This is a genomic window from Pseudomonas sp. MWU12-2029, assembly GCF_023242425.1.
In the GTDB taxonomy this organism is placed as follows: domain Bacteria; phylum Pseudomonadota; class Gammaproteobacteria; order Pseudomonadales; family Pseudomonadaceae; genus Aquipseudomonas; species Aquipseudomonas kribbensis.
Genome location: NZ_JALJDY010000004.1, coordinates 62,668 through 84,726, shown reverse-complemented (window position 1 = coordinate 84,726; position 22,059 = coordinate 62,668). Strand labels below are relative to the sequence as shown.

Here is a 22,059-nt window from a genome sequence, read left to right as displayed (position 1 = left end):
AAGGATCCCCGCAGGGATCCTTTTTTCGTTGCGCCGTTCGTTAGAGCGAAGCGAGGAACTTGTCGGCCGACTGGTCACTGAGCTTGACCGAGTTGGCGTCCTGTTTGTTCTGCTTCTCGGCTTCGGCCAGCTTCATCTTGTCCTGCAGGCGATCGGCGATCTCTTTGCCGATGGCCAGTTGTTTCTCCGGCGGCATGGCTTTGATGTCGTCCTCGGTCAGACCCATCTCCTTCAGGATACTGTCGCGCAGGCGCTGTTCCGGCGACTTGCTCATGTAGTCCTTGAATTCGTCCGTGGCGGAGGTGCCGGCGGTCTTGGTCGACGTGGCATCGGTCGCTTGCAGGTTTACACGCGTCTTGGCGAACGCCTCGTCGACGTTGTCGCTGATGCGCGTGGCTTCGCTGACTTGCTGGGTGGCGAGTTGCGTGGCCGAGCTTTGCACCTGATTGGTGGCGTCGGTGGTTTGCGCCTGCGCCTGGTTCTGCAGGGTTTGCAGCATGGCGCCGTGAAGCCCGCCTTGCAGACCGGCCGCCGCCGTGGCGGTTGCGTCTTCAGTGATGCGCTTGGGCAGATGAATCAGATCCGCTTGTTTCGAGCTGACCAACATGATGGAGGACCTTGTGGTAATTGCTGTCGGCGGTAAAGCAGCAATTACCGTGCCGTCAGAATAAGTCCCGTGAACTCAGCAGGTTAATGAGTTTCCAGTTTTCAGAAGCGGTCATCCTTTGCCGTCCGGCGGCAGAAGATGACCGTTGTCCGTCAGCGATGGGCGATGTTTTCCAGCGCCAGGTTGCGGGTGCGAGGGCCGAAGTAGCCGATGGTCAGCATCACGATCAACATGCTGGCGACGATGAACGCCAACACGCCCGGTGTGCCGAAGTGTTCGAGGAACAGACCGATCAACAGGCTGCTGAACACCGTCGACAAACGACTGAACGAATAACAGAACCCCACCGCCCGGGCGCGGATGTTGGTGGGGAACAGTTCGCTCTGATAGGAGTGATAACTGAAGCTCAGCCAGGCGTTGCAGAAGGTGATCATCACCCCGCAGAAGATCAGGCCGAAGGCGCTGGTCTGCAACGCGAACAAGGTGCCGAAAGTCATGGCGCCGAGGGCCGAGCCGACGATCTGCCACTTGTTCTCGAAACGGTTGGCAAATTTGACGAACAGCAACGGCCCGAGCGGGTAGGCGAGGGTGATGATGAACGCGTACATCAGGCTGTGAGTGACGCTGACACCCTGACCGGAAAGCAGCGCCGGCAGCCAGTTGCCGAAGCCGAAGAAGCCGATGGCCTGGAAGATGTGGAAGACGATCAGCATCAGCGCGCGGCGGCGGTATGGTGGTTGCCAGATATCGGCAAAACGGCCCTTGCCTTCGACATCCACGGCTACCGCTTCCGGTGCGTCCAGTGGTTGACGGTGATCTTTCTCGCAGCGTGCCTCGATACCGTCGAGAATCCGGTTCGCCTCATCGAAACGGCCATGCTGGGCCAGCCAGCGCGGCGACTCCGGCAGGCGTTTGCGCAGCCACCAGATGAACAGCGCAAACACCGCACTCGCCAACACCACCCAGCGCCAGCCGGACACCCCGAACGGCGCCTGCGGCACCAGCCACCAGGACATCAGTGCCACCGCCGGTACTGAAAGAAACTGCACGAAAAACGCGAAGGCAAACGCCGAACTGCGCATGCGCTTGGGCACCAGTTCCGAGAGGTAGGCGTCGATGGTCACCAGTTCGATGCCGAGGCCGATGCCCACCAGAAAGCGCATGCAGATGATCCCCAGTGCCGAGCTCTGCACGCCCATCAGCACCGTGGCCACGGTGTACCAGACCAGCGCGAAGGTGAAGATCGCCCGTCGCCCGAACCGATCCGCCAAAGGGCTGAGCAGGCTGGCACCGAGAAACAACCCGAGGAACGTCGCCGAGGCGAACGCGGCCTGATCGGAGAAACCGAACACGCCCTGATTGCCGGTGGCGAAGATGTCGTCGCGAATCAGGCCGGGGCTGATGTAGGCGGTCTGGAACAGGTCATAGAGTTCGAAAAAACCACCAATCGACAGCAGCGCCACCAGCCGCCAGATCGTGGCGACTGCCGGCAGGCGGTCGATGCGGGCGGAAATCTGTGCGGCGCGTATCGGGTCGATGCCGTCGCGTTGCGCGGCGGCGGGGGCGTGTGCAGTCATGGGCCGATCCATTTTTTTATGATGGAAAAGCTTAGCCTGCTATCGGAAATCAAGGATTGCTTATATCGGCGGCTTACGCGGGAAAACCGCCGATTTCTTGCAATATCTGTTTACCTCTTAGCGATTCATGCTGCGGGTGCCGGATCCGGCAGCGCCGAGGCCGGCAAACCGAACACCTTATCGAACAGCCAGTTGAAGGCGAAGGTGTAGCAGGGGATGAACACGATCAGCGCCAGATCCAGCAGAAAGGCCTGCACCAGGCTGATGTTCATCCACCAGGCAATCAGCGGAATCAGGAACACGATCAGCGTCAGCTGAAAGCCGACCGCGTGGGCGATACGGCGTTTGACTGTGCGGGTGCGCGACACCTGACGGCTTTCCCAGTGCTCGAACAGCGAGGTGTAGATGAAGTTCCAGGTCACGGCGATGGTGGTGATGATCACCGCCAGCGGGCCGGTGCTGCCGGGCGAAGTGCCGGACAACAATGCCAGACCGAGAGCCGAGAAGGTCATGCCGATCACTTCATAGAGCGACACGTAGACCAGTTTGCGTTTGACGCCTTGCATGGGGAATTGCCTCTTTCTTGCGGTTTGTGGCCAACGGGGCTGGCGAAGGCGACGAAAGATAGCTTCAATGGCGATGACAGAAAAAGTCAGAAGTTTTCAGTTTTATTGATAGGTAGAAAATATGAATTTCAACAGCGAAAGCATCGAGCTGTTTCTCGCGGTGATCGAGCGCGGCTCGTTTTCCGCCGCTGCCAGGGCGTTGGGCAAAGTCCCGTCGGCGGTGAGCATGGCCATCGGCAATCTGGAGGCCGAACTCGGCTATCCGCTGTTCGACCGCAGTCACCGCGAACCGCAACCCACGGCGATGGCGCTGTCGCTGGTGCCCCATGCGCGACTGATCGCCGATCAGCTCAAGCAATTGCAGGTGCATGCGGTGCAGCTGTCGTTGGGGCTGGAGAGCAAGTTGTCGATTGGCGTGGCGACGGATATCGATCGTCGACGGTTGTTGGCGGCGATCAAGGAGATCAGCGAGCGTCATCCGCTGCTCGACATCGAAGTGCTGACCGCGCCGCAGGATGACGTGCTGGCGATGCTTCACAGTGGCCGGGTCAGCGTGTGCCTGGCGTTCGCCGGGTTGAGCGTGAACGTGCTGGAGCGCTTTCAGTTTGTCGGCAGTGAACGGATGATCGCCACGCTGGCAGCGGACAGTCCGCTGTTGCAGGGGCAGGATCTGTTTCTCGAAGATCTGGTGCATGTGCGGCAGATCGTGGTCGGTAGCCGCGATTTGCCGATCAGCGAAACCCGGCCGCTGGTGGCTGAATCCCACTGGCGCACCGACAGCCTGGAGACGGCGCTGGAGATGGTCGAGGCAGGGTTGGGCTGGGGCAATTTCCCGCTGTCGGTGGTGCAGCCGTGGCTCGATAGCGGACGATTGAAACGGCTGAATTTCCGCAACATCGAAAACGGCCTGGTACTGCCGGTGCATGCGGTGTGGCTCAAGAGCCAGCCGTTGCAGAAGGGGGCGCTGGCTCTTGTGGAGTTACTCGGTAGCTAATACGTGGCTATATTCCAAGGAGACTACAGCGACTCTCAAGAGCAATCGCCCCACAGAAAGAGGGCGTTTGCCTGGATTACTTGCGAAGAGAATTACGAAGTCGGCGGGTCCACATAGCCTAGATATTCGTGAGAGAGAATTTTGCGCGAATGAAGGCATTCTTCGTCGGATTTGCGGCGTCTTGGGCGGTAAATTCAATTTCACCGCTTGCCGATTTCTTGATATCTACTGCGCTTAGAGTGATTTTGCCCGATACCGCATTCCAGGAACTGTCGCCCGGTTTTCCTGTGTTGTAAAAAGCGGACGCGCCGGCACCAATCGGGAAAACACCAGGGTTGATAGCGCCTGACAAATCACACTGAAGCCCTTGTTCTGGTTGTGTTGAACCCGGTACGAACCCGGCAACGCTCAGCGTGCCGGTTGCAAAATCGAGATAGAGGGTGGTGAAGTCGAGGGATATCTCTGTGCCGCCGTTTTCCTGGATTTTCGCGTTGAAAGTTCCCGTAGCGTTTGATTTTTTCATGATCACATCCTTGGTGAATAAGGGAGGGCGCGTCGTTGATCAACGCGGCAGCCACATGATTCTCCCCGCTCAGAATGCTGTCTACTGTCAGAACTTACAGGTGGCACCTATCAGGTGCTCTCGCGGATCTTAAGTTCGAAGCCCATATCCTCGACCGGTCGCGCCACGCTGTTGCCGGCCATCAGTGTCAGCATCTGCTCCGCCGCACGCCGGCCGATGGCCTCACGCGGGGTGTTGATGCTGCTCAGGCGCGGCACCATGTGCTCTGACATCGGCAGGTCGTTGAAGCCGAGGATCGCCACTTGCTCGGGGATCCTGATCCCGTTGCGCAGCGCCTCGAGCAGGGCGCCCTGTGCCAGGTCGTCGTTGCCGAAGAAGATCGCATCGACGTCCGGATGCGCCGCCAGCAGTTGCAGGAACAACTCGCCGCCCAGTCCTACGGACGAAGAACGCGGGGTCAGCACTTCCAGATCCGGGTCGTAGCGACCGGCCTTCTGCAATGCTTTACGGAAGCCTTCACCGCGCAACAGGGTGCGCTGATCGAGCTGCGCGCCGATGTAGGCCAGGCGCTTGCGGCCACGGGACAGCAAATGTTCGGCGGCGGTTTCCCCGGCGCTGAGCTGGGAGAAGCCGACGCAATTCACACCGGCGGCACTGTCCAGTTCCATCATGTACACGCAGGGAATGTTGCTGGCCTCGATCATCCGCCGCGAGGTTTCGGTGCGGTCGAAACCGGTCAGCAGCAAACCCCGTGGCTGATAGGCCATGTAGTTGCGCAGCAGGTTTTCTTCTTCATCCCGGGAGTAGTGGAAGTTGCCGATCAGCACTTCGAAGCCCTTGGGCGTGAGCACCCGATGAATGGCTTCCAGGGTGTCGATGAACAACAGGTTGGCCAGCGAAGGCACCAGCACCACCACCGAATGGCTCTGGGCCGAGGCCAGGGCGCGGGCGGCGGGGTTGACCACGTAGTTGAGTTCCAGCGCGGCTTTCTGGACTTTTTCCACCAGTTCGGTGGCGACGGTGCTGACCCCGCGTAAGGCACGAGAAGCCGTAATCGGGCTGACTCCGGCCAGCCGGGCGACTTCATTGAGGGTGGGACGGCCGGTGGTGCGGGTGTTTTTATCGTTTTTAGGGGTGGTCATCGGGCGGCTTGCCAAACAAAAATCAAGGCACTAAGGTAGCGCTGTCCTTATGCAGCTGCAAATGCGTGAGCGAGGTCCTGCCTGATCCTCGCTTTTTGGCGTTGGGACAAAACCTGCTGCAACCCAAAAAAACGACAAGAAGGCGTCGGCAACTTCTGCCTGTGCACTAGAGTCATAGCTAGCAAAGGTAGCGCTGTCTGCGCGCTGAGGTGTTACATGAATCATCCCATCACCGCCCTGGTCATCATGGGCGTTGCCGGTTGCGGCAAGACGTGCGTCAGCGAGGCCCTGTGCCAATTGAGCGGCGCCACTGCCATTGAAGGCGATACTTTCCATCCGGCCGCGAACATCGAAAAGATGAGCGCGGGGATCCCCCTGAACGACGAAGACCGTGCCGGCTGGCTCGACAGCCTGTGCGATGAGCTGCGTCGTGTTGACGCTCTGGGCGAACGCCCGGTGCTGACCTGCTCGGCCCTCAAGCACATTTATCGCGAACGTCTGCGCAGCGCCTTGCCGGGCCTGGGCTTCGTGTTCCTCGAATTGACGCCTGAAGTCGCCGCCGACCGCGTGTCCCATCGCCCGGGCCACTTCATGCCGGCGACGCTGATCGAAAGCCAGTTCGCCACCCTCGAATCGCCGGTAGGCGAGCCGTTGACCCTGGCCCTGAACGCTTCGATCCACAGCGTTGAAGAACTCGCGTCGCAAGCCCACGTCTGGTGGCAGGCCCATGGCCTGAAACAGGCGGTATGAGTGTGATTGTGAAGACAGCGCTGTCCTTTCGACTTCTGATTAACCCGCTTTAATAACAACAACAAACCAGGAGACACCCCCAATGTTTGGCATGTCCCATGACGCCTACCTGCTGCTTGATGCAGTAGTCACGGTGATCGGGCTTATCGTCCTGATCACCAAGTTCAAGATTCACCCCTTCATTGCCCTGACCATCGCCGCCGCGTTCCTCGGCCTGACGTCCGGCATGCCGATCGGCACCATCATCAAGGCGTTCCAGGACGGCTTCGGTGGCGTGCTCGGTTTCGTCGGCATCATCCTCGCGCTGGGCACCATGCTCGGCAAGATGATGGCCGAATCCGGCGGTGCCGATCAGATCGCCCAGACCCTGATTCGCGCGTTCGGCAAAGAGCGCGTGCAGTGGGCCATGATGTTCGCCGCGTTCCTGGTGGGCATTCCGCTGTTCTTCGAAATCGGCTTTGTATTGCTGATTCCGCTGGTGTTCATCGTTGCTCGCCGCACCGGTGTGTCGATCATCAAGATCGGTATCCCGCTGCTCGCCGGCCTGTCCGCCGTGCACGGTCTGGTGCCGCCGCACCCGGGCCCGTTGCTGGCCATCGGCGTGTTCGGTGCCGACATCGGCAAGACCATTCTCTATGGTCTGATCGTCGCGCTGCCGACCGCCATCATTGCCGGTCCGATCTTCGGTACGTTCATCGCCAAGCACATTCCGGGCACGCCGAATCAGGAACTGGTCGATCAACTGGCCCGTGAAACTGATTCGACCAAGCTGCCAAGCTTCGGCATCACCCTGGTCACCGTGCTGCTGCCGGTGTTCCTGATGCTGCTGAAAACCTTCGCCGACGTGGCGCTACCGGACGGTCATTTCTTCCGCACCTGGATGGACATGATCGGTCACCCGATCTCGGCGCTGCTGCTGGCGTTGCTGCTGTCGCTTTACACCTTCGGCCATAAGCAGGGCATCGGTTCCCAACAGATGCTCAAGTGGCTGGATGCGAGCCTGGCGCCCACCGCCGCGATCATCCTGATCATCGGTGCTGGCGGCGGCTTCAAGCAGATGCTGGTGACCAGCGGCGTGGGCGACGTGATCGGCCACATGGCGGTCAGCGCGCAGATTTCGCCGATCCTGCTGGCGTGGCTGGTGGCGGCGGTGATCCGTATCGCGACCGGTTCGGCCACCGTGGCGACCATTACAGGCGCGGGCATCGTGGTGCCGGTGGTCGGGATGATCCCGGGTGTGAACCGTGAGCTGCTGGTGCTGGCCACCGGTGCCGGTTCCCTGATCCTGTCCCACGTCAACGACGCCGGTTTCTGGCTGGTGAAGCAGTACTTCAACATGACCGTGGCCGAGACCTTCAAGACCTGGACGGCGATGGAAACCATCCTGTCGGTGGTTGGCCTGGGCTTCATTCTGTTGCTGTCGCTGTTCGTTTAACCTCGAACGCAAGACACAAAAAAACCGCAGCGATGCGGTTTTTTTGTGGGTGCAATTCGCCAGTTACTTGGTGCCCAGGCCATCCGCCCGGAACATCCCGCGAATCCCGCGTACTGCCTGACGAATCCGGTCCTGGTTTTCGATCAGCGCGAAGCGCACGTGATCGTCGCCGTACTCACCGAAACCGACACCCGGCGAGACGCAGACCTTGGCCTCGGCCAGCAGCTTCTTGGCGAATTCCAGCGAACCGAGGTGCGCGTAGGCTTCGGGAATCTTCGCCCAGACGTACATCGAAGCTTTCGGGTTCTCGACCATCCAGCCCAGCTCATGCAGGCCCTTGACCAGCACGTTGCGGCGCTGGCGATACTGCTCGGCGATGTCGCGCACGCATTGCTGATCGCCTTCCAGTGCAGCAATCGCGGCCACCTGCAGCGGGGTGAAAGTGCCGTAGTCGTGGTAACTCTTGATCCGCGCCAGGGCGCTGACCAGCTCCGGGTTACCGACCATGAAACCGATGCGCCAGCCCGCCATGTTGTAGCTCTTGGACAGGGTGAAAAACTCCACCGCGATGTCCTTGGCGCCCGGCACCTGCATGATCGACGGGGCTTTCCAGCCGTCGTAGACGATGTCGGCGTAGGCCAGGTCGTGCACCACCAGCACGTCGTACTGTTTGGCGAGGGCGATCACCCGTTCGAAGAAATCCAGCTCCACGCACTGTGCGGTCGGGTTGGACGGGAAGCCGAGGATCATCATCTTCGGCTTCGGGATCGAGCCGCGAATCGCCCGTTCCAGCTCATCGAAGAAGTCCACGCCCGGCACCAGCGGCACCGACCGCACCTGGGCGCCGGCAATCACGGCACCGTAGATGTGAATCGGGTAGCTCGGGTTCGGCACCAGCACGGTATCGCCCTGGTCCAGGGTTGCCAGCATCAGGTGTGCCAGGCCTTCCTTGGAACCGATGGTGACGATAGCTTCGCTTTCCGGGTCGATGTCGACCTCGTAGCGGTCCTTGTACCAGTTGGAAATCGCCCGGCGCAGGCGCGGAATGCCCTTGGACGTGGAGTAACCGTGGGTGTCTTCGCGTTGTGCAACCTGCACCAGTTTTTCAACGATGTGCGGCGGCGTGGCGCCGTCGGGGTTGCCCATGCTCAAGTCGATGATGTCTTCGCCACGACGTCGGGCGGCCATCTTCAGCTCGGCAGTGATGTTGAAAACGTAAGGGGGGAGTCGATCTATGCGCGCAAAGCGGCGCGGCGAACCTTGTTCAGCCATTGTTGCCTCGGATAACGTAAGCGCCCGGAACCGTCCGAGCGACGCTGGTCACTGCGGTGACCTGTGGCGGAAGATAAGGGCAGCGATGGCAGACTGTCCAGCGTGCACGACAACAATTTTTTCCCAAGGAAAACGGTCAATGGAATTCACCAGCGGCTTCTTGCTGAGCCTTTCGCTGTGCCTGGACATCGGCGTGGCCAACATCGCGATGATCACCCTGGCCATGCAGCGCGGCTATTTTCAGGGCTTCGCGCTGGGCCTCGGCACCTGCGTCGGTGACCTGATCTACGCGGTGCTGGCCCTGGCCGGAATGACCGTTCTGCTGCAATACGAAACCGTGCGCTGGGTGCTGTGGATCGGCGGTTCGGCGCTGTTGATCTACTTCGCGGCGAAGATGATCTATTCGGCGATCCACCACGAGGCGCAGCTGGCAGCGACGGCGGAAGTCGGCCAAAACTCCCATCGCAAGGAATTCTTCCGCGGGATATTTCTCGCCATGTCGTCGCCGAGCGCCATCCTCTGGTTCGCCGCCGTGGGTGGCACCTTGATCGCCCGATCCGGTGGCGGCGGTCCTTTGAGTTCGGCGCTGTTTCTTGGCGGTTTTCTGTGTGCCGGGCTGCTGTGGTCGGCGGGCCTGTGCTTCGCCGCGAGCCATGGCGGCAAACTGCTGGGCGACAAGCTGCTGCGCTATTCCTACATGGCATCTGCAGCGATCTTCTGCTATTTCGCGGTCTACGTGATCGTATCCGGCTATAACGAATTCGTCGGCTCCGGCGCCGCCGAGGCCCTGCATACGCTGTAAATGTGCGAATCGGGTTTGGCTTCTATACTCCCAGCCGAACCCACTTTTTTCGTTCCAAGGAGTCGAGTCATGGATGAGCAAAAACGCGTCGAAGTGGCTGAACCTCGCTTCGAACATGGACACTTCCTGCTGATTGCAGGTTTTCGCGATCGCTTTACCAAAGAGACCGTCCAGGACATCCCTGCGCTGTGGGAAAAACTCATCCCGCACATCGGAAATATTCCGGGGCAGAAGGGTGAAGTGACCTACGGCGTCTGCAGCAATTTCGACGGCAACGGCGGTTTCGATTACATGGCCGGGGTCGAGATCAGGAAGCTGGACGACTTCCCGCAGGAAAAGTATCCGTGGATCGAAATCCTCCCGCGCCAGTACGCGGTGTTCGAGCACAAGGGTTCGCTCGACCTGCTGCCGCAGACCATCGAGTACATCTACAAAACCTGGCTGCCGGCCTCCGAATACAAGGGCCTCAACGCCCCGGAGCTGGAACGCTACAGCGCCGATTTCAATCCGAAAACCAATACCGGCAAGCTGGAAATCTGCGTCCCGGTCGAAAAGAAAACCTGATGAACGACCGGCAGCGCGAACCCGCTTCGCGCTGCCGATCAAGCCTTACTTGCCCTTGATCCGTCGTGCCCGCAACAGGTCGATGCCCAGGGTAATGAAGCCGAAGAAGCTGATGCCCAACACCATCAACAAACCGATTTCCACGCTGCTCATAAGCTGTTTCCCCTTCGGGTGATCAGAGACAGTGCTCAGGAATAGACCGTCCCGAATCCGAAGAAAAGCGCTTATACGCAGGCTTTACGCCGCCCGTGCGGATCGATATGAACACCTTATTCCTTTATCCTTGGCAGCCCTGTTTTCACTGATTTCGAGCCGCCATGAACACCGTCATCCGCCACGTCACCGCCGCCGATCTGGATCGCTGCTACGCCATCGAAACCCTCGCCTATGAAGGCGACGAAGCCGCGACCCGCGAGAAGATCGCCACGCGCATCGCCACTTGGCCGGACGGTTTCATCGTCGCCGAAGTGGACGGGCAGGTGGCGGGGTTCATCAACTCCGGCGCGGCGTTTGACGTGCAGATGTCCGACGAGGCGTTCAAGGAACTGATCGGCCACGATCCGGCGGGGCCGAACGTGGTGATCATGTCGGTGGTGGTGCACCCGGACTTTCAAGGCCTGGGTCTGGCCAAGCGCCTGCTGGGCGAGTTCATCGAGCGCATGCGCGCCCAGGGCAAGGCGACGATTCACCTGATGTGCAAGGAACGGCACATCCCGCTGTACGCCGGATTCGGTTTTGCCTACATCAAACCGTCCGAGTCCGACCACGGCGGGATGGCGTGGCACGAGATGATCCTGACCCTGTAAAGACTTCAGTAGAGCGTTTCACGCACCCGTGCCGGGGCCTCGCGATCATAGGCCTCGGCATCAAACTGCCCATCATTCAGCCGCTTGTGAAACGCGCCCGCCGTCGGCAGCGCCGAGCGCGGCAGATGAGTTTGCGGATTCCATGCATCCGATCGCACAAACGCTTTCGAGCAATGGAAGAACGCTGCCTCCACCGTCACCAGCAACACCGTGCGCGCCGGTTTGCCGTTGACCGCGAAGCTTTCCAGCAACTCCGGATCAGCGCTGATAGTTGCGGTGCCGTTGACCCGCAACGTCTCGCCAATCCCCGGAATGATGAACAGCAGCGACACCCGTGGATCGTGCAGCACGTTGCGCAAGGTATCGATGCGGTTGTTGCCCGGACGGTCCGGCAAAGCCAGGGTGCGTTCGTCGATGATTCGCACAAACCCCGGCGCGTCGCCACGCGGCGAACCGTCGATGCCATCGGCGCCCACCGAACTGACAATCACCAGCGGCGAGACCCGGACCATCGCCTGATAGTCCTCGTTGAGAAAGCCGATCTGCTTGCGCACCGCCCGTTCGTGGGGCAGTCCGTAAATGGCTTCCAGCGCTTCGATTGAATCGATCATCGTTGCTCCCTCGACGATTAGAAGAACAGGCCCATGCGCCGCTCGTAACCGATGCGACCCTTGTACGCTTCGCCGCTGTCGACGAAACCGTACCTGGCGTACAGCGCAATCGCGGCGTCGTTGTCGGCGTCCACCGACAGTTCCAGCCCTTTGATCTCCGGCCAGGCCTGACGCGCAACGTCCGGCAACGCCAGCAGACAGGCCTTGCCATAACCCTTGCCCTGGGCGCGGTGATCGACCTGCAATGCATGCAGGGTTGCGCTGTGCTCATCGGCCCATTCCGGCAACACCGGCGGGCGCTTGAGCAGCAGGAATGCCACCGGCACCTCTTCGGCGAGCAGCGCAAAACCTTTCACGCCGGGGCCGGGTTTCGACAGCAGCGTGTGCAGGGCGCCGTGGATGTCGCCGGAGAACTTGATCTGCTCGGCGTGGATTTCAATGGCCTCGACCTGCTGGCGTTGGGTGGCGTTCAGGCTTTCGTAAGGCACGAGTCGGGCTGACACGGGAATTTCCTTTTTCCTACAAAGATGAGTCCCGGATTCTAGCGATTTTGTCTTCTTCGGAATTTTTTTGTTTCAGCTGTCGATCCGGCCAGTCGCCGAACGACAAAGGGTGTCTTCACAACAAAAAACAGGGAGAAAACCCATGAGTACGCAAGCGCAGATTCAAGCCATCATCGACACTTACCGTCAGGCCGTCATGACCAAGGACGTGGAAAAGGTCATGACCCTTTACGCCGACGACATCCTCTCGTTCGATGCGATCAAGGCCCTGCAATTCAAGGGCAAGGAGGCCTACCGCGCCCACTGGGTGGCCTGCATGGAAATGTGCCCCGGCCCGCACATTTTCGAGTTCCACGAAATCGCCATCGAGACCGGGGACAACATCGCCTTCGCCCACTGGGTCGCCAACTGCGGCGGCACCAATGACAAGGGTGAAACCCAGAGCTGCTGGATGCGCGCCACCGCCTGCTATCGGCTGGTCGGCGGAGCGTGGAAAATTGCCCATGAACACTGGTCGGCACCGTTCGATCCGATGACCGGCTCGACGCTGTTCGATGCGAAACCCTGATCTTCAGCCATAGTTGATCCGTCCGATTCAGGAGAACGCCATGAAGTATTTATGCCTGGTCTACAGCGATGAGCGCCTGCTGCATTCGTCGCCCGACAGCCCGGAAGACGCCGAGTGCTGGGCCTACGCCGAGTCGATCCAGGGCAGCGGCCGGATGGTCGCCGCCGAAGCGCTGGAGTCGGTGCAGACCGCCACCACGGTGCGCATGCGCAACGGCAAGTTGTCGATCACCGACGGCCCGTTCGCCGAGACCAAGGAGCAGTTGGCCGGTTTCTACCTGATCGACGCGCGGGACCTCAATGAAGCGATCCAGGTCGCCGGCAACATTCCGGCGGCCCGGGTCGGCAGTGTTGAAGTGCGTCCCGTGCGGCAGTTGAATGTCTGAGGTCGCGGCCCGGGTCGCGCAGGTCTACCGCGAAGACTCGCGGCGGATCCTCGCGACCCTGATCCGTCTGCTCGGCGATTTCGACCTCGCCGAAGAAGCCTTGCACGAGGCGTTCTTCGTCGCGGTCGAGCGCTGGCAGCAGGATGGCGTGCCCGATAACCCTCGGGCGTGGCTGGTGTCCACCGGGCGCTTCAAGGCCATCGACGTGTTGCGCCGTCGGGCACGGTTCAAGGCCTCGCAGCCGTTGCTGCTGGCGCAACTGGAAGAGCTGGAACAGTCCGAATGGGACGTTGAAGACGTGGAAGACGATCGCCTGCGCCTGATCTTCACCTGCTGCCACCCGGCGCTGGCGGCGGACGCGCAAGTGCCGCTGACCCTGCGCGAAGTCTGCGACCTCACCACCGAAGAAATCGCCCGTGCATTTCTCTCGGCCCCGGCGGCGATTGCCCAGCGCATCGTGCGCGCCAAGGCGAAGATCCGCGACGCGAAAATCCCCTATCAAGTCCCGGGTCTGAACGAACTGCCCGAGCGCCTCGACAGCGTGTTGCGGGTGATTTATCTGGTGTTCAACGAAGGCTACTCGGCGTCCGGCGGCGCCCAGGTGACCCGCGAGGATTTGACCCGTGAGGCGATTCGTCTGGGGCGTCTGCTGCTGGAGTTGTTGCCCGACCCGGAAGTCATGGGCTTGCTGGCATTGATGCTGTTGCATGAGTCGCGACGTTCGGCTCGTTCATCGGCGGATGGGGAATTGATTCTGCTGGATGATCAGGATCGCGGATTGTGGAATGCCGAGCTGATTGCCGAAGGCTGCGATCTGGTGGAGCGGGCGCTGACCACCGGACGCTTCGGGCCGTACTGTCTGCAAGCGGCGATTGCGGCGGTGCATGCCGAGGCGCCGACGGCGGGGGAGACCGACTGGGAACAGATCGTCGGGCTGTATGACGTGTTACTGCGGGCGGTGCCGTCGCCGGTGATCGAGTTGAACCGGGCGGTGGCGGTTGCCAAGCGTGACGGGGCGTTGGCCGGGTTGACCTTGATCGAGGGAATTCTGGAGCGCGGGGACTTGCAGGATTACCACCTGGCGCATTCGGCGCGGGCGGAGTTTTGTCGGCAGTTGGGGCGGGTTGAGGAGGCGAGGGTGGCTTACCGGCGAGCCTTGGAACTGACCCGGCAGGAGCCGGAACGCAGGTTTATCGAAGGACGATTGCAGGAGCTGGCGCCGAGCAATCGCCCTTGAAAAGATGGGATCAGGCCTGCTGCCGCGTAGCAGCCATCACAATCTCCCGAATACAAACCCCCTGCGGCTGCCCATACGCATAAGCAATCGCCGTCGCCACATCCTCGGCACTCAACACCGTCCCACCCATGTCCTGCTTCCAGGCCTGATACCCGGTCTTGATCGCCTCATCCGTGGTATGGCTCAACAATTCGGTTTCCACCGCGCCCGGCGCAATCGTGGTCACCCGCACGTTATGCGGCGCCAGTTCTTCACGCAGGTTTTCCGACAACCCGTGCACCGCAAACTTGGTGCCGACATACGCCACATGGTTCGGGAACGTCTTGCGCCCGGCCACCGAGCTGACGTTGATAATGGTGCCGTGCTTGCGCTCGATCATCCCGGCGACCACCGCGTGCACGCCGTTGAGCAGGCCTTTCACGTTGACGTCGAGCATCTGGTCCCACTGCGCCGGGTCCTGTTTGCTCATCTCGCCCAGCAGCATCACCCCGGCGTTGTTGATCAGCGCGTCGGCCGGGCCGAACTGCGTTTCAGCCTCGGCCACAGCGGCCAGCAGCGCGGCGCGGTCGGTGATGTCGACGCGGCGGCTGAGGGTGTTCGGCAGGGCCAGTGCTTCGAGGCGTTCGATGCGCCGCGCCAGCAACAAAAGCGGATGGCCGGCAGCGCTCAAGCGGCGGGCGGTGGCTTCGCCGATGCCCGAGCTGGCGCCGGTGATGATGATCAATGGCTTGCCCATGGTTGGACTCCTGAGATAAGAAAAACAAATAACCAGATTCGTGACGCAGTATATTTAGCCCGCTGAAAGCTGAAAAATGCCTTATTTCTCTGTCTGCCATCGGAATCTCCTATGGATATCCGCCATCTCAAAGCCTTCCTCGCGGTGTTCGAGGAACGCAACATCACCGCCGCCGCGCAACGGCTGTTCATCAGTCAGCCCACGTTGTCGGTGACCATCAAACAGCTGGAAGAAGAACTCGGCGCGACGCTATTCGTGCGCCAGCCCCGTGGTGTGGAAGTCAGCGACGAAGCGCGACTGCTGTACCCGCAGGCGCGGCGGATGGTGGCCGAATCCGAGGCGTTGAGCCGGATGTTTCGCGGCCGCGAAAACCGCGCGCCGCTGACCCTCGGCATTGAGGGCGATATTGCCGCCAGCCACATCGAAGCCTTTGTGCGCATGGCTCATCAGGCGTTGCCCAATCTGTTGCTGACCCTGGAAGAGGGCTGTCACGGCGACGGTCGATTGGCGGTCGAGGAAATGTGCTGCGAGGACGAGCTGTTCCTGCCGTTGTGGGAAGAGTCCTATGTGATGGCGCTGCCCCTTGATCACCCGATGGCCAACGCGCAGGTAGGCTGGGCACCGATCGAGGACTGGATCACCTGTCCGCAGCATCCTTCGCATCAGCGGTTGATGGCGCTTTATGGGCGCTCGCCGGAAGCGGTGGCGGGGCATGCCGGTTCACTGCAACAGGCGTTGCACATGGTGGCGGCAGGTGTCGGCGTGGCGATGTTGCCGCAGTCGCTGGTGAGCGGGCATGAGCGAATCGTGGTGCGAGCGCTGCACCTGCCCGCGCCGACCCGGCGGGTGGGGTTGTGTTATGCGGCGCAGGCGCTGGAATTGCCGGCGATGCGCGGGTTGCATGAGTTTTTCCAGCATAACCGGCCACCGGCCATTGTCGCTGCCTGAGTCTTCACTCAAGCATCTTGCTCAACAACCAGCTCCCCGCCGGCCCCGGCGGGTACAGCCGCGACCACAGGGCATCGACGAACACTGGTTTCGGCCAGCCGCGCACGTTCAGTTCCACCAGAGAGTCATTGCCGAAATGCTCCACCAGCCAGCGCGGCAGTGGCGCCCAGCCGAAGCCTTTCTGGGCCATTTCCAGCAGCATCAGATAACTCGGCGCCGACCACACCCGGCCTTTGCCGCGACTGTCATAGGGATTGACGATGGTGGCCAGACGCAGCTCGCGATGCTGTTCAAGGACTGTTTGATCGATGGAATCCTGCGTCGCCAGCGGATGCCCACGACCCACGAACAAGGCGATTTCAGTGCGCTCGGCGACGGTCGCGGTCGCCAGATCCGGCGGGTAGTTGTCCTGCATCTCGGCGAACGCCAGGTGCGCGCGACCGCGCTGCACCAGTTCGATCAGGTCATCGCATTCGGCAATCAGGCATTCCAGCTCCAGGTCCGGATAGCGCTGCTCGAAGCCCACCAATGCGGCTTCGAAACGGTCGGACTGATAAGTGTCGGAAATCGCCACCGTGAGTTTCGGCTCGACGCCCTGAGCCAATTGCCGGGCGGTCATTTCCAGTCGGCTGGTGGCGGACAGAATCGCCTCGGCCCGTTGCAGCATCACGTGGCCGGCCGGGGTCAGGGTCGGTTTGCGGCTGCTGCGGTCGAACAGCACCAGGTCCAGATCGATTTCCAGACTGGCCACCGCCGCACTGACGGTGGACTGACTGCGCCCGAGTTTGCGTGCCGCCGCTGAAAAAGAACCTTGAGTGGCTGCCTGGACAAATGCGAGCAACACTTCCTGAGAGGCCATGAACTATCGCCTTGATCGATGGTTATTGGTTATAAAGTATCGGTTCGGTGCTGGATCATGGCAACCATCTTCACAGAGGACTTCGGCCATGACTGCCAACAAATCCATCACTGAACGTATCTTCCAGGCCATCGGTTTCGAACTGCTGGCGATCCTGATCTGTACGCCGTTGCTGGCGTGGATCATGGGCAAACCGCTGGTGGAAATGGGCGCCGTCACCATTGCCGTCGCGTTGCTGGCCCTGGGCTGGAACGTGGTGTTCAACGGCTTCTTCGACCGGCTGCTCAAGCGCTGGAACATCGCCCGTAACGCCTGGGTGCGGGTGGCGCATGCGCTGCTGTTCGAGGGCGGGTTGATCGTGATGGGCGTGCCGCTGATTGCCTGGTGGCTGTCGGTCAGCCTGTGGCAGGCGTTCCTGCTCGACATCGGCGTGCTGCTGTTCTTCCTGCCGTACACCTACATCTACCACTGGGGTTATGACGTGGTGCGCGAGCGGCTGGTGATGCGCAACGCTTGCCAGAGCTGAAAACAAAAAATCGCAGCCTGTGAGAGCTGCGATTTTTTTTGTCCGGATTTTGTTCGGGCTTAGAGAAACATCCCGCCCGACGCTTCAATCCGCTGACCGTTGATCCACTGCGCCCCCGGCGACAGCAACAACGCCAGTGCGCCACCAATGTCATCCGGCTGCCCGGCACGGCCCAGGGCAGTGTTGCTGGCGACCATCGCATTCAGCGCCGAATTGTCGCGCACCGCACCGCCGCCGAAGTCAGTTTCGATGGCGCCCGGTGCCAGGATATTCACGGCGATCTGCCGCGCACCCAGCTCCTTGGCCTGATAACGGGTCAGCACTTCCATTGCGCCTTTCATCGCCGCGTAGGCTGCGTAACCCGGCAGGGTGAAACGGGCCAGGCCGCTGGAAATGTTGATGATCCGCCCACCATCGTTGATCAGCGGCAGCAGTTGCTGAGTGAGGAAGAACGGCCCTTTCAGCTGCACGTTCATCAGCAGGTCGAACTGCTCCGGCGTGGTGTCGGCGAAGGAGGCATGTACACCAATCCCGGCGTTGTTGATCAGGAAATCGAAGCGCGGCTGTCCGAGCTGTTGCAGTGCTTGTTCGACGCGCACGGCGAAATCGGCAAAACCTTCGCTGCGGCCGACATCCAGTTGCAACATCACGGCGTTGGCACCGAGTGTTTTCAGCTCCTCGACCAGCGATTGCGCTTCGTCGGCGCGGCTGTTGTAGGTGCCGATGATGTCCACGCCTTGGGCGGCGAGGTGCAGGGCGGCGTTCTTGCCGAGGCCACGGCTGGCACCGGTGATCAATGCGATTTTGCGGTTCATGGGATTTCCTCGAGAGCAGTGACGGTTGATGCAGCAAAGTTTATTTATCCGCCGTGGGGTGATAAACAGACTGAAACCGGAATCACTGGTCGGTCATGCCGAACAATTAACAGGTGGCCCATGAACAAACTGGAACTGCTGCGCACCTTCGTCCGGGTCAGCGAATTGTCGAGTTTCACGATGGCGGGGGAGAGTCTGGGGCTGCCGCGTTCGACGGTATCCGAGCAGGTGCAGGCACTGGAAAGCCTGCTCGGCACGCGCCTGCTGCAACGCACCACGCGCCGGGTGCAGGCGACTCAGGACGGCCTCGCGCTGTACGAGCGCAGCAAGGATCTGCTGTCGCACATGGACGAAATCGAAAACCTGTTCCGGCAGGACGAAGCGTCGCTGACCGGGCGGATCCGGGTCGACATGCCGAACATTCTGTCGCGGCGGCTGATCATGCCTAAGCTGCCGGAATTCATGGCCCGGCATCCGAACCTGGAACTGGAAATCAGCAGCACCGATCGCCGGGTCGATCTGCTCGCCGAAGGCTTCGATTGCGTGGTGCGCATCGGTGCGCAGCCCGACCAATCGGTGGTCGCCCGGCATCTGGGGGACTTCAGCATGATCAACTGCGCCAGTCCTGCGTATCTCGAGCGCTACGGCGTGCCGCAGACGCTGGAAGACCTGGCGCAACATCGGCTGGTGCATTACGTCGGTGTGCTGGGGTCGCGTTCGGAAGGGTTTGTCTACGAGCAGGACGGGCAGGTCCACCGCGTGCCGATGGCCGGCAGCGTGACGGTCAACAGCACCGATGCCTATGAGTCGGCGTGCCTGGGGGGATTCGGTCTGATCCAGGTGCCGCGCACTGGGATGAATACTTATCTGGATACCGGCGAGGTGGTCACAGTGTTGCCGCAATACACCGCGCCGGCGATGGGCATTTCACTGCTGTACGCCCGGCAGCGGCATCTGCCATTGCGGGTGCGGGTGTTCATGGACTGGCTGGGGGATTTGATTCGTTCGACGCTCTGATTCCTGCCGCAAATCCCTGTGAGAGCCAAGACTCTCACAGGGATTCGGGTCGATCAGAAAATCTGGGTAAACAGCCAATACAGGCTGCCCGACAGCAGAATCGCTGCCGGCAAGGTCAGCACCCACGCCATCAGCAGATTGCGGATGGTCTTCATCTGCAGGCCGCCACCGTTGGCGACCATGGTCCCGGCCACGCCCGAAGACAACACATGAGTGGTCGACACCGGCAGGCCGAACATATCGGCGGCACCGATGGTCAGCATCGCCACGGTTTCCGCTGAAGCGCCCTGGGCGTAAGTCAGGTGGGTCTTGCCGATTTTCTCGCCGACCGTGACCACGATCCGCTTCCAGCCGACCATGGTGCCCAGCCCCAACGCAATCGCCACGGCGATCTTCACCCACAGCGGAATGAACCGTGTGGCGTTGTCGATCTGTTGCTTGAACAATTGCAGCTTGCCGGTGGTGTCGGCGTCGAAGGTGCCGACCTTGTTCTTGTCCATCAGGCGGATGGTTTCGCTGGCCAGGTACATGTCGTTACGCACGTTGCCCATGGCCTCGGCCGGAACTTTCGACAGCGAGCCGTAGCCTTTCACTTCTTCACCGATATGCCCGGTCAGCGCAGCGAGGGCCGGGATCAGTTGCGGCGTGGCTTCCTTGCTGCGCACGTAATCCGAGAGCACCGGACGCGGATCGGCCGGGGCCGGCAGCGGGGCGCTTTTCACCAGCGCCTGCTGGGTGACTTCGGCCACCGCCGCGAACTGCAACGTCTGATCGGCAGGCATGGTGCGGTTCAGCGCGTAGGCCATCGGCAGGGTGCCGACCAGAATCAGCATGATCAGGCCCATGCCTTTCTGGCCGTCGTTGGAACCGTGGGCGAAGGACACGCCGGTGCAGGTGGCGATCAGCAGACCGCGAATCCACCACGGCGGCGGGGTGTTGCCTTCCGGAGCCTTGTACAGCGAACGGTTCTTCACGAACGCACGCAACGCCAGCAGCAACAACGCGGCGCAACCGAAACCCACCAGCGGCGACAGCAGCAGTGCGTAACCGATCTTGGTCGCCTGGGCCCAGTCCACACCACTGGTGCCGTCACGGCCGTGCATCAGAGCATTGGCCACGCCAACACCGATGATCGAACCGATCAGCGTGTGCGACGACGAGGCCGGCAGGCCCAGCCACCAGGTGCCGAGGTTCCACAGGATCGCGGCGATCAGCAGGGCGAAGATCATCGCGAAACCGGCGGACGAGCCGACCTGCAGAATCAGCTCAACCGGCAACAGCGCGATGATGCCGAATGCCACTGCACCGCTCGAAAGCAACACACCGAGGAAATTAAAGAAACCCGACCACACCACGGCCACATTCGGCGGCAGCGAGTGGGTGTAGATCACCGTGGCCACGGCGTTGGCGGTGTCATGGAAGCCGTTGACGAACTCGAAGCCCAGCGCAATCAGCAGTGCCACACCGAGCAGCAGGAACGGCGTCCAGGTGGTGACCACCGTGCCGAGTTCGTGCATGTCGTGCATCAGGCTGTAGGCGGTGAACAGCATCCCCATGGCCAGCACGGCGAAGAACACCACGTAAGTGAAGGGGCCGGTTTTTTTGTCGAGCGCCGGCCTGCCGCTGGAAGCGGGGGCCGGGCTGGCGGTCAGGGAGGGAGTAGCCATGGGAGGACAATCCTGAGCGAGGGAAGGAGTGTCGCCCATGATCGTTGCTAAATATTACAGAGAGACTGCGGCAGATCAGTGTTCGGTGGATTAGCCGCGCCGCCGGTCCTAATAATCCCCGCGCTTGCGAAACGCCCAGCGCCCGGCGATCACGGTGAACGTGGCCACCAGTGCCACCAGAATCCAGAACCCTTCCGGATCGGTAGCCAGCGGCACGCCACCGACGTTCATGCCGAAGAAACCGGCAATGATGTTGATCGGTAGCGCCAGCACCGTCACCACGGTCAGGGTGAACAGCGTGCGGTTGCTCTGTTCGTTGAGGTTGGCGGCGATCTCTTCCTGCAACAGCTTGATCCGCTCGCCGAGGGCCGTAAGGTCATTGATGATCAGCGCGAACTCCTCGGTGGATTTGCGCAGCTCCTTGACGTCTTCCTTCTGCAACCAGGACGGCGGCCGGTTGAGCAGACGAAGCAGCGAGCCCGGCTCCAGCGCCAGCAGCCGTTGCAGACGCACCAGCACCCGGCGGTTGGCGCCGAGTTCGGCGCGGTTGGTCGACAGCCGCGAGGACAGCAGTTCGTCCTCGACCTGATCGACGCTCATGCTGGTCTTGCGCACGATCTGGGTCAGCACTTCGCCCTGGTCGCGCAGCAGGTGCACGAGCAATTCCGACGGCGAGCGAAAGCACTCGCCGGCCTTCACCGACGAACGCAGTTTGTCCACCGAATGCAGCGGTTGCAGACGCGCACTGACGATCAGTTTGCTGCGCACGCAGACCCACAGCGTCGACACGTCCGACGACACCATGCTGCTGAGGTTGAACACCACGTCGTTGACCACCGCCAGCAACGCCGAATCGACATGCTCGATGCGGGTCGAGCGCGAACCCTCGTGCAGCGCCTCGAAAAATTCCTGGGGCAATTGCAGATGACTTTTCATCCAGCGCTCGCACGCGGCATGTGCGAGGTTCAGGTGCAGCCAGAGGAATTCGTCGCTGTCGCTGTCGTCCTGCAGGCAGCGCAGGGCAGTCGCCGAATCCACTTCGCGCCCGCGCTCGCCCGGGCGAAAACGGAAGCCGTAAAGCAGGCCAAACAGATCAGGATCGCGATGGCTGATATCCAGGCTGTGGTTCATGAAGTCTCGCTGCAAGAA

25 protein-coding genes are annotated in these 22,059 nt (G+C 61.2%); 12 read left to right on the top strand and 13 right to left on the bottom strand.

Translation table 11 applies throughout. The features are described 5' to 3' along the window. Nucleotides 1-40: 40 nt before the first annotated feature. The 3 genes from M5B44_RS10880 to M5B44_RS10870 all read right to left on the bottom strand — a co-directional run bounded on the left by M5B44_RS10880 (nt 41) and on the right by M5B44_RS10870 (nt 2,750). On the bottom strand, nt 41-607 hold the full coding sequence (locus tag M5B44_RS10880) for a hypothetical protein (protein ID WP_248739164.1): 567 nt from the start codon (nt 605-607) through the stop codon (nt 41-43). Between the two features lie 152 nt (nt 608-759). After that, nucleotides 760-2,184: an MFS transporter gene (locus tag M5B44_RS10875; protein ID WP_248739163.1), complete on the bottom strand. Its 1,425-nt coding sequence runs from the start codon at nt 2,182-2,184 to the stop codon at nt 760-762. Nucleotides 2,185-2,309: 125 nt separating this feature from the next. Next, nucleotides 2,310-2,750, bottom strand: coding sequence for a PACE efflux transporter (locus tag M5B44_RS10870; protein WP_248739162.1), 441 nt, complete (start codon nt 2,748-2,750; stop codon nt 2,310-2,312). 121 nt (nt 2,751-2,871) lie between these two features. On the opposite strand from M5B44_RS10870, the gene M5B44_RS10865 reads away from it, so the two are divergent. After that, nucleotides 2,872-3,744 carry a LysR family transcriptional regulator gene (locus tag M5B44_RS10865; protein WP_248739161.1) on the top strand — a complete coding sequence of 291 codons (873 nt, stop codon included), beginning with the start codon at nt 2,872-2,874 and terminating at the stop codon, nt 3,742-3,744. Nucleotides 3,745-3,862: 118 nt separating this feature from the next. Here the strand turns inward: M5B44_RS10865 and M5B44_RS10860 are convergent, their stop codons facing one another. Next, complete coding sequence (locus tag M5B44_RS10860) at nt 3,863-4,267, bottom strand: hypothetical protein (RefSeq protein WP_248739160.1); 405 nt, start codon at nt 4,265-4,267, stop codon at nt 3,863-3,865. A gap of 110 nt (nt 4,268-4,377) precedes the next feature. Then, nucleotides 4,378-5,409 carry a LacI family DNA-binding transcriptional regulator gene (locus M5B44_RS10855; protein ID WP_065259320.1) on the bottom strand — a complete coding sequence of 344 codons (1,032 nt, stop codon included), beginning with the start codon at nt 5,407-5,409 and terminating at the stop codon, nt 4,378-4,380. 216 nt (nt 5,410-5,625) lie between these two features. Here M5B44_RS10855 and M5B44_RS10850 point away from each other — a divergent pair, with 216 nt between their 5' ends. Then, nucleotides 5,626-6,159, top strand: a complete 534-nt coding sequence (locus M5B44_RS10850) for a gluconokinase (RefSeq protein WP_085730316.1) — start codon at nt 5,626-5,628, stop codon at nt 6,157-6,159. Nucleotides 6,160-6,241: 82 nt separating this feature from the next. Further along, nucleotides 6,242-7,594: a GntP family permease gene (locus tag M5B44_RS10845; protein WP_085709678.1), complete on the top strand. Its 1,353-nt coding sequence runs from the start codon at nt 6,242-6,244 to the stop codon at nt 7,592-7,594. 63 nt (nt 7,595-7,657) lie between these two features. On the opposite strand, the gene alaC is transcribed toward M5B44_RS10845, so the two are convergent. Beyond that, a complete protein-coding gene (gene alaC, locus M5B44_RS10840; RefSeq protein ID WP_114885004.1) occupies nt 7,658-8,866 on the bottom strand; it encodes an alanine transaminase in 1,209 nt (402 codons plus the stop codon). A gap of 139 nt (nt 8,867-9,005) precedes the next feature. Here alaC and M5B44_RS10835 point away from each other — a divergent pair, with 139 nt between their 5' ends. From M5B44_RS10835 to M5B44_RS10825, 3 genes are all read left to right on the top strand, one after another. Next, a complete protein-coding gene (locus tag M5B44_RS10835; RefSeq protein ID WP_039766147.1) occupies nt 9,006-9,668 on the top strand; it encodes a LysE family translocator in 663 nt (220 codons plus the stop codon). Between the two features lie 69 nt (nt 9,669-9,737). Beyond that, the gene (locus M5B44_RS10830; protein ID WP_096818199.1) at nt 9,738-10,232 is read left to right on the top strand and encodes a GyrI-like domain-containing protein; all 495 of its coding nucleotides are present in this window, start codon (nt 9,738-9,740) and stop codon (nt 10,230-10,232) included. A gap of 317 nt (nt 10,233-10,549) precedes the next feature. Next, nucleotides 10,550-11,038 (top strand): GNAT family N-acetyltransferase, encoded by a 489-nt coding sequence (locus M5B44_RS10825; RefSeq protein WP_248739159.1) that lies wholly within the window; start codon nt 10,550-10,552, stop codon nt 11,036-11,038. 5 nt (nt 11,039-11,043) lie between these two features. Here the strand turns inward: M5B44_RS10825 and M5B44_RS10820 are convergent, their stop codons facing one another. After that, complete coding sequence (locus M5B44_RS10820; protein ID WP_248739158.1) at nt 11,044-11,649, bottom strand: pyridoxamine 5'-phosphate oxidase family protein; 606 nt, start codon at nt 11,647-11,649, stop codon at nt 11,044-11,046. Between the two features lie 17 nt (nt 11,650-11,666). Continuing rightward, nucleotides 11,667-12,152 (bottom strand): GNAT family N-acetyltransferase, encoded by a 486-nt coding sequence (locus tag M5B44_RS10815; RefSeq protein WP_114884996.1) that lies wholly within the window; start codon nt 12,150-12,152, stop codon nt 11,667-11,669. 142 nt (nt 12,153-12,294) lie between these two features. Here M5B44_RS10815 and M5B44_RS10810 point away from each other — a divergent pair, with 142 nt between their 5' ends. Genes M5B44_RS10810 through M5B44_RS10800 form a run of 3 tightly spaced genes read left to right on the top strand, consistent with a single transcriptional unit; the run spans nt 12,295 to nt 14,342 of the window. Next, nucleotides 12,295-12,720, top strand: a complete 426-nt coding sequence (locus M5B44_RS10810; RefSeq protein WP_114884994.1) for a YybH family protein — start codon at nt 12,295-12,297, stop codon at nt 12,718-12,720. 40 nt (nt 12,721-12,760) lie between these two features. Then, nucleotides 12,761-13,105 carry a YciI family protein gene (locus M5B44_RS10805; RefSeq protein WP_007951101.1) on the top strand — a complete coding sequence of 115 codons (345 nt, stop codon included), beginning with the start codon at nt 12,761-12,763 and terminating at the stop codon, nt 13,103-13,105. Beyond that, on the top strand, nt 13,098-14,342 hold the full coding sequence (locus tag M5B44_RS10800) for an RNA polymerase sigma factor (RefSeq protein ID WP_248739157.1): 1,245 nt from the start codon (nt 13,098-13,100) through the stop codon (nt 14,340-14,342). The genes M5B44_RS10805 and M5B44_RS10800 overlap by 8 nt, the downstream gene beginning before the upstream one ends. Before the next feature lie 10 nt (nt 14,343-14,352). On the opposite strand, the gene M5B44_RS10795 is transcribed toward M5B44_RS10800, so the two are convergent. Then, nucleotides 14,353-15,078 (bottom strand): SDR family oxidoreductase, encoded by a 726-nt coding sequence (locus tag M5B44_RS10795; RefSeq protein WP_248739156.1) that lies wholly within the window; start codon nt 15,076-15,078, stop codon nt 14,353-14,355. A gap of 111 nt (nt 15,079-15,189) precedes the next feature. Between M5B44_RS10795 and M5B44_RS10790 the strand changes: the two genes are divergently transcribed. Further along, the gene (locus M5B44_RS10790) at nt 15,190-16,026 is read left to right on the top strand and encodes a LysR family transcriptional regulator (RefSeq protein WP_248739155.1); all 837 of its coding nucleotides are present in this window, start codon (nt 15,190-15,192) and stop codon (nt 16,024-16,026) included. Nucleotides 16,027-16,030: 4 nt separating this feature from the next. On the opposite strand, the gene M5B44_RS10785 is transcribed toward M5B44_RS10790, so the two are convergent. Beyond that, nucleotides 16,031-16,885, bottom strand: coding sequence for a LysR family transcriptional regulator (locus tag M5B44_RS10785; protein WP_248739154.1), 855 nt, complete (start codon nt 16,883-16,885; stop codon nt 16,031-16,033). A gap of 88 nt (nt 16,886-16,973) precedes the next feature. On the opposite strand from M5B44_RS10785, the gene M5B44_RS10780 reads away from it, so the two are divergent. Next, nucleotides 16,974-17,411 (top strand): multidrug/biocide efflux PACE transporter, encoded by a 438-nt coding sequence (locus M5B44_RS10780; RefSeq protein ID WP_248739153.1) that lies wholly within the window; start codon nt 16,974-16,976, stop codon nt 17,409-17,411. A 59-nt stretch (nt 17,412-17,470) separates the two neighbouring features. Here the strand turns inward: M5B44_RS10780 and M5B44_RS10775 are convergent, their stop codons facing one another. Continuing rightward, nucleotides 17,471-18,226, bottom strand: coding sequence for an SDR family NAD(P)-dependent oxidoreductase (locus M5B44_RS10775; RefSeq protein ID WP_085709691.1), 756 nt, complete (start codon nt 18,224-18,226; stop codon nt 17,471-17,473). Between the two features lie 120 nt (nt 18,227-18,346). Here M5B44_RS10775 and M5B44_RS10770 point away from each other — a divergent pair, with 120 nt between their 5' ends. Continuing rightward, a complete protein-coding gene (locus tag M5B44_RS10770) occupies nt 18,347-19,243 on the top strand; it encodes a LysR family transcriptional regulator (RefSeq protein WP_248739152.1) in 897 nt (298 codons plus the stop codon). 53 nt (nt 19,244-19,296) lie between these two features. Here M5B44_RS10770 and M5B44_RS10765 read toward each other — a convergent pair whose 3' ends face one another. Together M5B44_RS10765 and M5B44_RS10760 are read right to left on the bottom strand one after the other, a co-directional pair. Further along, nucleotides 19,297-20,910 (bottom strand): inorganic phosphate transporter, encoded by a 1,614-nt coding sequence (locus M5B44_RS10765; RefSeq protein ID WP_134827847.1) that lies wholly within the window; start codon nt 20,908-20,910, stop codon nt 19,297-19,299. Nucleotides 20,911-21,018: 108 nt separating this feature from the next. Further along, nucleotides 21,019-22,041, bottom strand: coding sequence for a transporter (locus M5B44_RS10760; RefSeq protein ID WP_085709746.1), 1,023 nt, complete (start codon nt 22,039-22,041; stop codon nt 21,019-21,021). Nucleotides 22,042-22,059: the final 18 nt, after the last annotated feature.